The sequence below is a fragment of the Deinococcus sp. genome, from assembly GCF_030523985.1.
In the GTDB taxonomy this organism is placed as follows: domain Bacteria; phylum Deinococcota; class Deinococci; order Deinococcales; family Deinococcaceae; genus Deinococcus.
The window spans coordinates 19924-27498 of record NZ_JAUNHK010000029.1 but is presented as its reverse complement, the minus strand read 5'-3'; the positions used below and the strand labels follow the sequence as shown (position 1 = coordinate 27498).

Below are 7575 nucleotides of genomic sequence, written 5' to 3'. Positions count from 1 at the left end.
TGGCCCGCCTATGTCGCGGCGGTGGTTGTGCTGGCGCTCATGCTGGCGTCCTGGCTGACCTGAACCACACAGTACCGGGCCTGTTATCGGCCAGAAAAAGCCCCGCGCTTGCGGGGTTTTCTTCACCACTGGCTGAGGGCCAGCGTCAGTTTCTTGGGGTTCAGCTTCGCATACACCTCAGTAGTCCCGACACTGCTGTGGCGCATGTGTCGGGCCACGATGTAGATGTCGCCCGTCTGCTCCAGCAGCATCGTGGCGCAGGCATGGCGCAGGCCGTGCACCTGACGCTTCGAATAGTCCACCCCAGCGGCCTTGCAGAGCGAGCGCAGGCACAGGCGAATGCTCTTCGGATTCCGCCAGGGCAGCACGTACCCGGTGCGGCGCTCGGCCTCCACGCACTCGAGCATCATGCTCAGGCTCTCGGAAAGGTAGACCAGGGCCGTCTTCCGCCCCTTGCCGGTGATCGTCATGACCCGCCGTTCGAGGTCCACCTGCTCCCACGTCAAGCTGACCAGTTCGCTCATTCGCAGGCCACCATGCGCCCCCAGGAGGATCAGCAGATGTTCGTACTCATCGGCCACTTCCAGCAGGGCATCAATATCTTCCCGCGTGTACGCTTCCCGCTTCGTCCACCGCTCCGACGAGTCCTTGGCGCGGGGCGTATCGGCAAAGGGGTCAGCATGCAAGACGCCTGCCCAGCGCAGGGCACGGTACAGGGCGCGGGCGGCACTCCGGCGGCTGTTGATGGTGCCGGGGCTGACCTCTTCCCTCTCTAGCCTACGGATGTAACCGATGGTGAGGTCGGTGTCGTACTGGGTAAGCCGCTCCCAGCCGAGTGGCAAGGCATAGGCAAGGTAGCGGCGCACACCGGTACGGTAGCCCCGCCGGGTGTGCTCGCTGGTGTGGGCACCGCCCCGACCGAACATCAGCAGGTTGTGGTCAGTGAGCTGTGCCAGGGTTTCCACGTCTCCCTGTTGCAGTGCTGTGCGCGTGACCTGCTCTCGCTGGGCTTTACTGTAGCTGTCCCAATTGTGCTCATAGGACATGGACGCCGCTTCTGCGGTATTTTCCAACATGCTGTACCTCCGACAAGGTGCAGAGGCCCTGGGTGTTGGCGCACCGCGAGGGCCGTTGCTCATTCAGGCTACCTCATATAAAGCGCCTGTCAATCTGCTAGGAGCGTATATGGCCTACGACCCCACATTCGACCCCTACGCGCTCGGTGTGGCGGTGTCCTCCGGCGTCATGGCCGCCGCCATGCACGCCACGGCGCTGGCCGGAAGCGGCAAGGCGTGGCCCGCTCGCCGGGTCATGACCGCCAACCTCATCAGCACTGCCCTCGTCGGCATCGTGGTGAGTCAGGTCGTCCGGTTCCTGCCCTGGAAGGCTGATCTGGTCGTCACCCTGCTCGCCGCCGGGCTGACCGGTCACGTCCTCGGACCACGTGGTGTGTCCTGGGCGTTCCAGGGCATGGTCGAAGCCGCTCAGCAGGCTCCAGTGGTGGGCAAGCTGATTCCAGACGCCCCGCCCGACGAGCCGCTCACTCCCGAACCTGTTCAGGAGGCCAAAGATGTTTGATTTTTCTGCACTCGCTGCCCGCTGGAACGCGATCTACAACGGTACAGTGATTTCCGACGACCATCTCGGCTACCTGGTCATGAGCGTCGAGCGCATCCTGATCGCTTGGTGTGCCGTGCTGCTGCTGCGTTCGCTTGCCCGGTACATCTCAGCGGCCTTGCCCGAACCGCACACCGTGGACAACGCCGCCTACTGGCTGCGCTGGTGGCTGTGGCTCCGGCTGCGTGAGTTTCCGCTGCTCAAGCTGGGCGCGGTGGGCGTAGCCTTGCTGCTGCTGCTCCAGATTCCAGCAGGTGCAGGAGGGGCGCTCTCCGACGCCACGCTCTATCTCATGCTCATTTACCCGGCATGGATTGCCGCGTTGGTGGGCATGACGCAACTGCTCAACCACCTTACCCACAAGGTCACGCACCCCGAAGACTGAAATTTCTCGACCTGAGCGCACCCCCACGACGTGGACGGGTGCGCTCGCCTATTGGAGGCCCTCATGGGAAAGCCGCTCATCACTCCCCAGCTCATCCGCGCCCTGGTGCCGGGGCACACGCACCCCACGGTCACCGCCAAGAAGCTCGACATGGCCGCCCAAAAATTCGGCATCACCACGCCGCTGCGCGTGGCTCACTTCGTGGCCCAGCTTGCCCACGAGAGCAACCTTTTTCCGCGTGAAGAAAATCTCCAGTACTCGCTGAACCGGCTCTGCCAGGTATGGCCCAACCGCTTCAGTCCAGCGGCGGCAATCACCCAGTTGTGCGCCTGGAACCCCATCATGCTCGCCAACATCGTCTACGGCGGGCGCATGGGCAACATCTTTCCTGGCGACGGGCATTTCTTCCGTGGGCGCGGAATGATTCAGCTCACAGGCCGCGCCAACTACCGCACCTACGGCAAGCTGGTCGGCTTCGACCTCGAAAAAGACCCTGACCTGCTGCTCCAGTTCGGTGTCTCGGCCCTGGTGGCCGCTGCCTACTGGAATGCCCACGGACTGAATTTCCGGGCTGATCGTGACGACTTGAACGGCATCACCAAGGCCATCAATGGCGGCTACAACGGGCTTCAGCACCGCGCCAAGTTGCTTGCCGTCGCCAAGAAGCACCTCGGCATCAAGTAGGCCACACACCCCACAGGTGTGTCCCAATCCGCCCAGGCCAGTGCGAACGCGCTGGCCGTCTTCGTCCCTGGAGGACACCGTGAAAAAGTCTCTGATTCCCATGCTCACGGCTGCACTGATCCTCAGTGCGGCCAGCACCCAGACCAGCGCCCTCAGCGACTGGGCGAAAAAGCACTTCCCCAAGGTGGTTGAGTGCGCCAAGAACCTGATGCAGCCGCCCTTCACCATCTCGGAACTGGAGCAGCTCGCCACCCAGTCCGTGGTGGCCGCGCAGGAACTCAAGGGCGTGTTCGCAGGCAAGGAACGGGCCAAGATCGCCCAGACCGTCCTGTCCTACGCCGTGCAGGAAGTCTGCCCGGACGAGTTGGAAGCCTGGGTGGTGCCGCTGGTCGAAGGCGACGGGGTGGCCGCGCTGATCGAATCGGCCTTCCTGAAGCTGTTCCCTGAAAAGGCTCCCAGTGCCGCGCCCGTCGTGGATGCGCCTGAAGTTGCCCCCGGTGGTGTCCAGTGAAGCGCGGGTTTGTGTCTGTGTTCGCGCTGGCCGCGCTGCTGCTCGGTTCCTGTGCGCCGTCGGTCATGCACCCCAACGTGCCGCCCGCCGTGCCACAGGCCAGCGTGCAGGACAGCGCGGGCGGTGGGCTGAAGTTCCTCGGTGAATCGCTGTGGTTCGCAGCGGGCACACTGGAAGCCTGGGACGTGCAGGTGAAGGTCAGTGGCGACAATCTGCGCGTGAACGCCCCGGATTTCTGCCGCGTGGACCGTGCGGACATCCTCTGCACCGTCGCCAAGATTCCAGCGGGCAAGAACTTTGTCCTGCCGATGACGGGCAGCAACATCAGCGCCGTGGCGGTCTACAAGCGACCCAACGGCCTGAGCTTCAGCAGCCAAGCACGTCGCTGAGCTTCAGCCCAAGCGAAAGCCCCTGCTCGATTTGGCAGGGGCTTTGAAGCCTCTCGAAATGTAGAATTGGGCCATTGCCCAGGCGAGAGCGCAAGCTCTCAGAATTGATTCAAATTGAGTCCCCATCTGGGTAAATTCCTCAAATTCCGTCCCCATGACGTAGGGATTTAATTTGAGTCGTCCGTGGGGAAAGATTTTGGCGCGTGACAGGGGAGAGCGGAGCCAGCAGGTTCAGTTTCCGTTTTGCGGGGTGGTGGGCAGCGCCGCCACCGTGAACCAGAACTGCTCGAAGGAGCGGATGACTTCGACAAACTCGCTGATGGACACGGGTTTGGGAATATAGGCGTTGGCGTGGAGCTTGTAGCTGCGCCACACGTCCTCCTCGGCGCGGGAAGTGGTCAGCACGATGACCGGGATGTGCCGCAGTTTCTCGTCCACCTTGAGAATGTCGAGGGTTTCGAGCCCACTCAGGCGGGGCATGTTGAGGTCCATCAGGATGACGTGCGGCGCGGGGGCGTCGGCATACCCGCCTTCATGCCGCAAAAAGGCCATCGCCTCCACACCGTCGCGGGCCACGTGCAGGCGATGGGGAAAGTCGGCCTCCTCAAAGGCCTCTTCGGTCAGCATCACGTCGGCGGGGTTATCTTCGACCAGCAGAATCTCGATTGTCTTCATGTCGCTTGCTCCGTCTGCGGCTTGACCGCGCTTGGCAGTGTAAAGAAGAACGTGGTGCCCTGTCCCGGTTGGCTGACCAGCCAGATGCGCCCGCCGTGCTGCTCGACGGCGCTGCGCGTGACAGCCAGGCCAATTCCACTGCCCTCATATTCGCCCACCCCATGCAGGCGCTGAAAGATTTCGAAGATGCGCTCATGATACTCGGCTTCGATGCCGATGCCGTTGTCCTGCACGGAAAACCGCCACATCTCGCCCTCCGGCTCGGCCCGCACGCTGACCTGGGGCGGGCGCTGCGGGTCACGGAATTTGAGGGCGTTGCCCAGCAGATTCAGGAAAATATGGTGCAGCAGTTCCGGGTTGCCCTGAACGTGGGGGAGCGGCCCGACCTCAAGCTGCCCACCCACCTCGGACAGCCGGGTTTCGAGGTCGCCCGCCACCTCGCCGAGCAGCGCGTTCATGTCCACCGGGCCGAACTCGCGCCCCGTGCGGCGTGCCCGCGAAAAGACCAGCAGATCCTGAATCAGGTTCTTGAGGCGATGGGTGGCGGAGATGGTGAATGCGATGTACCGCTCGCCGCGCTCGTCGAGTTTGCCGCCATAACGCTTGGCAATCAGTTCGGTGTAGCTGCCGATGGTCCGTAGCGGCTCCTGTAGGTCGTGGCTGGCGACGTAGGCGAAGCGTTCGAGTTCGTGGTTGCTGCGCTGCAGGCTCTCGTTGACCTGCTGCAAAGCCAGGCTGCGGGCTTCGAGTTCGCGCTGGCGCTGCTCAATCGTTGCCGCCATGCGGTTGAACTGCTGGCCCAGCAGGTCGAACTCGCGGATGCCGAGAGGTGTGAGGCGCTGCCCGTACTCGCCCGCCGCGATTTGCCGGGTGCCGCCGGTCAGCTGCTCGATATTCGCTTCCAGCGTCTCGATGGCCCGGCGCAGCGCCAGCGCCAGCAGCGCGAGACACAGCAGCAGCCCCAGCGGGGTCAGCCACCGCACCCGCAGCAGCGACTGGTTACTGCTCCTGAGCGCTCCTGTCAGCCGTTCGTTTTCGGCGTCCAGCATGGCGAACAGCACGGCGCGGGCCTCGCCCGAGAGTTTTTCGCCCCGGCCTCCGGCTATTCGCGCCACTGCCGCGTCGAGCGACTCGCGGCGGGCGGCGATTTCGGGCTGCGCCGCCTCGCGCTCCCAGCGCTCGACGAGCGCCACCACACGGTCTATGCGGGTGTGCTGCCGCTCGGTGATGATGAGGTCCCGGTATTCCCCGACATGACGCCTGAAGCTCTGCCGGGCTTCCAGATACGGCTTCAGTACACTTTCCCGCCCCGTAATGACGTAGCCGCGCTGCCCGTTTTCCATCTGGGCGATGTCGGTCAGCATCAGCCGCAGCCGCAGCAGCCGGGCCTGCGAGTTGTCGGCGTAGTGGGCACTGGCGGCACTGAGGTTGAAACTGGTCACGATGCCCAGGGTCACCAGGGCCAGCACCAGCAGCGGGGGCAGCAGCGGGCGCACCAGCAGCGACGCCAGCGTGCGCCCCCGCAGTGCGGCAGGCAGAGAAGGCGTAGGGGAAGAAGGCCGACTCAGTCGCGCTTCTCCTGTGCGGATTGTTCTCGGGAGAGTTGGTCTTGCAAGAACGCCATCAGGCCGTGAATATACTCGCGGTCAAAGCGGAATTCGGCTCCGGCGGCCTCGTAGAGCCCAGGCACGCCCACCGTGTCGCCCAGACGCAGCGCCGACTTGTATCGCTCCAGCGCGGCGGCGGGGTCTTGCCGGGCCGAGCGCCAGATGGCGACGGCGGCGAGGTAACACATGGCGTACTCAATGTAATAAAACGGCTCCTGAAAGATGTGGTAGTACTGCCAGCCCTTGGCCCGGATGCCCTCGTCCAGCCCGCTCCAGTCCACGAAGGGGTGGAAGGTGCGGTCGAGTTCGAGCCACTTGGCGTCGAGATCGGCCACCTGCACGTCGGCAGGCGCTTCGGCATAGAGCCAGTGCTGAAAGGCGTCCATCTGCATGGCCCAGGGCAGGAAGGCGATGACGCCCTCCAGTTGCTTGTACAAGTACCGCGCCTGCTCCTCGGGCGTAAACACGTGCGAGAGGTGGTCGAGCATCAGAAATTCCATCGCCATGCTGGGAATCTCGACGAATTCGATGGGGCTCCAGCGGTTCCAGACGAGCGGCTGCGCCTCGCCGCTGAAAAAGCCGTGGAAGGCGTGCCCGACCTCGTGGAACAGCACCCGCACGTCTTCGGAAGTGCCGACCACGTTCATCAGCACGAACGGCTCGTTCGTCACCGGGAAGTACTGGCAGTAGGCGTGCGTCATCTTGCCGGGGCGCGATTCGAGGTCGAGCAGGCCGCCGCGCATCTGCCCAAAGCGGGCGGCGAGGTCGGCGTCCAGTCCGGCGAACGCCTGCTGCGCGAGGTCTTCGAGTTCGGCCCCGGTGCTGAAGGGCCTCAGGCTGCCCCGGCCCTGGGGGTCGAGCAGGTTGTTGCGGTTGTAGTCCCAGGGCCGCAGGCTCTCCAGCCCCAGCTGCGCGGCGAGGTCGCCCACCATGCGCGAGAGCAGCGGCACCACTTCGTCACGCACCGCGTCGTGAAAGGCCCGGCAGTCGGCGGGCGCATAGTCCACCCGGTCGAGTTCCTTCCAGCGGTAGTCGCGGAAATTGGCCTCGTCCGCGTTGCGCGCCAGTTGCCAGCGCGTCGCGATGAGGTCGAGCATCACGGCGTCGAGTTCGGGGGCGAGGGCCTGGTTGCTCGCCTGAAGCGCATGCCACGCCTTCTCGCGCTCGGCCCGGTTCGGTGAGTCGAGGCGCTGCTTGGCCTGGGGCATGGTCAGTTCCTCGCCGTCCAGGTGAACGCGTTGGTTGCCAGTCAGGACCGAGTGGCGGTTGACCTGCTCGCGATGCTTTACATTCAGGTCAACATTGGCCTCGCGGTAGAGCGCGGCGGCGTCGCGAAAACGGCGGTAGTTCAGGGCGAAGTCGGGCGCGGGCACGTAGTCCGGCACTGCCAGCAGCTTTTTGGTCAGGGCTTGCCCGGCGCGGCTGGCCTGCGGCGAGACCTCGGCGGTAAAGCGGCGAAAGCGCTCCTGCACGGCTTCGTCGTCGGTGTGCAGGTCGGCGGAAATGGACAGGCGGCTGGCGACCCCGCTCAGGCGGGCGCTGAGGTCGCTCCAGCGGCGCAGCCACGCGGGCACGTCGGCAGCGGTCAGCGGCGCGGCTTGCAACTCGGCAAATTCGGCGGCGTAGGTGTCCCACTGGGTTTCGGCGTCGCTGACGGTCAGCTTGCGCTCTACCGCTTCAGGTGAACGGTGGTTCAAGGTCATGCGG

At 64.5% G+C, this 7575-nt stretch carries 9 protein-coding genes; 5 read left to right on the top strand and 4 right to left on the bottom strand.

Going from position 1 to position 7575, the window contains the following annotated elements:
- Positions 1 to 122 precede the first annotated feature (122 nt).
- Positions 123 to 1076, bottom strand: coding sequence for a tyrosine-type recombinase/integrase (locus Q4C89_RS06350; RefSeq protein ID WP_303101765.1), 954 nt, complete (start codon positions 1074 to 1076; stop codon positions 123 to 125).
- 109 nt (positions 1077 to 1185) lie between these two features.
- Here Q4C89_RS06350 and Q4C89_RS06345 point away from each other — a divergent pair, with 109 nt between their 5' ends.
- From Q4C89_RS06345 to Q4C89_RS06325, 5 genes are all read left to right on the top strand, one after another.
- Positions 1186 to 1578: a hypothetical protein gene (locus Q4C89_RS06345; protein ID WP_303101764.1), complete on the top strand. Its 393-nt coding sequence runs from the start codon at positions 1186 to 1188 to the stop codon at positions 1576 to 1578.
- Positions 1571 to 2002, top strand: coding sequence for a hypothetical protein (locus tag Q4C89_RS06340; protein WP_303101763.1), 432 nt, complete (start codon positions 1571 to 1573; stop codon positions 2000 to 2002). The genes Q4C89_RS06345 and Q4C89_RS06340 overlap by 8 nt, the downstream gene beginning before the upstream one ends.
- A gap of 63 nt (positions 2003 to 2065) precedes the next feature.
- Positions 2066 to 2686: a hypothetical protein gene (locus Q4C89_RS06335; RefSeq protein WP_303101762.1), complete on the top strand. Its 621-nt coding sequence runs from the start codon at positions 2066 to 2068 to the stop codon at positions 2684 to 2686.
- A 79-nt stretch (positions 2687 to 2765) separates the two neighbouring features.
- Complete coding sequence (locus Q4C89_RS06330) at positions 2766 to 3197, top strand: hypothetical protein (RefSeq protein ID WP_303101761.1); 432 nt, start codon at positions 2766 to 2768, stop codon at positions 3195 to 3197.
- Positions 3194 to 3586 (top strand): hypothetical protein, encoded by a 393-nt coding sequence (locus tag Q4C89_RS06325; protein WP_303101760.1) that lies wholly within the window; start codon positions 3194 to 3196, stop codon positions 3584 to 3586. Before Q4C89_RS06330 ends, Q4C89_RS06325 begins: the two co-directional genes overlap by 4 nt.
- A 231-nt stretch (positions 3587 to 3817) precedes the next feature.
- On the opposite strand, the gene Q4C89_RS06320 is transcribed toward Q4C89_RS06325, so the two are convergent.
- The 3 genes from Q4C89_RS06320 to Q4C89_RS06310 all read right to left on the bottom strand — a co-directional run bounded on the left by Q4C89_RS06320 (position 3818) and on the right by Q4C89_RS06310 (position 7571).
- On the bottom strand, positions 3818 to 4261 hold the full coding sequence (locus Q4C89_RS06320) for a response regulator (protein WP_303101759.1): 444 nt from the start codon (positions 4259 to 4261) through the stop codon (positions 3818 to 3820).
- Positions 4258 to 5757 (bottom strand): ATP-binding protein, encoded by a 1500-nt coding sequence (locus Q4C89_RS06315; protein WP_303101758.1) that lies wholly within the window; start codon positions 5755 to 5757, stop codon positions 4258 to 4260. The genes Q4C89_RS06320 and Q4C89_RS06315 overlap by 4 nt, the downstream gene beginning before the upstream one ends.
- 68 nt (positions 5758 to 5825) lie before the next feature.
- Positions 5826 to 7571 carry a M3 family oligoendopeptidase gene (locus tag Q4C89_RS06310; protein ID WP_303101757.1) on the bottom strand — a complete coding sequence of 582 codons (1746 nt, stop codon included), beginning with the start codon at positions 7569 to 7571 and terminating at the stop codon, positions 5826 to 5828.
- Positions 7572 to 7575 lie beyond the last annotated feature (4 nt).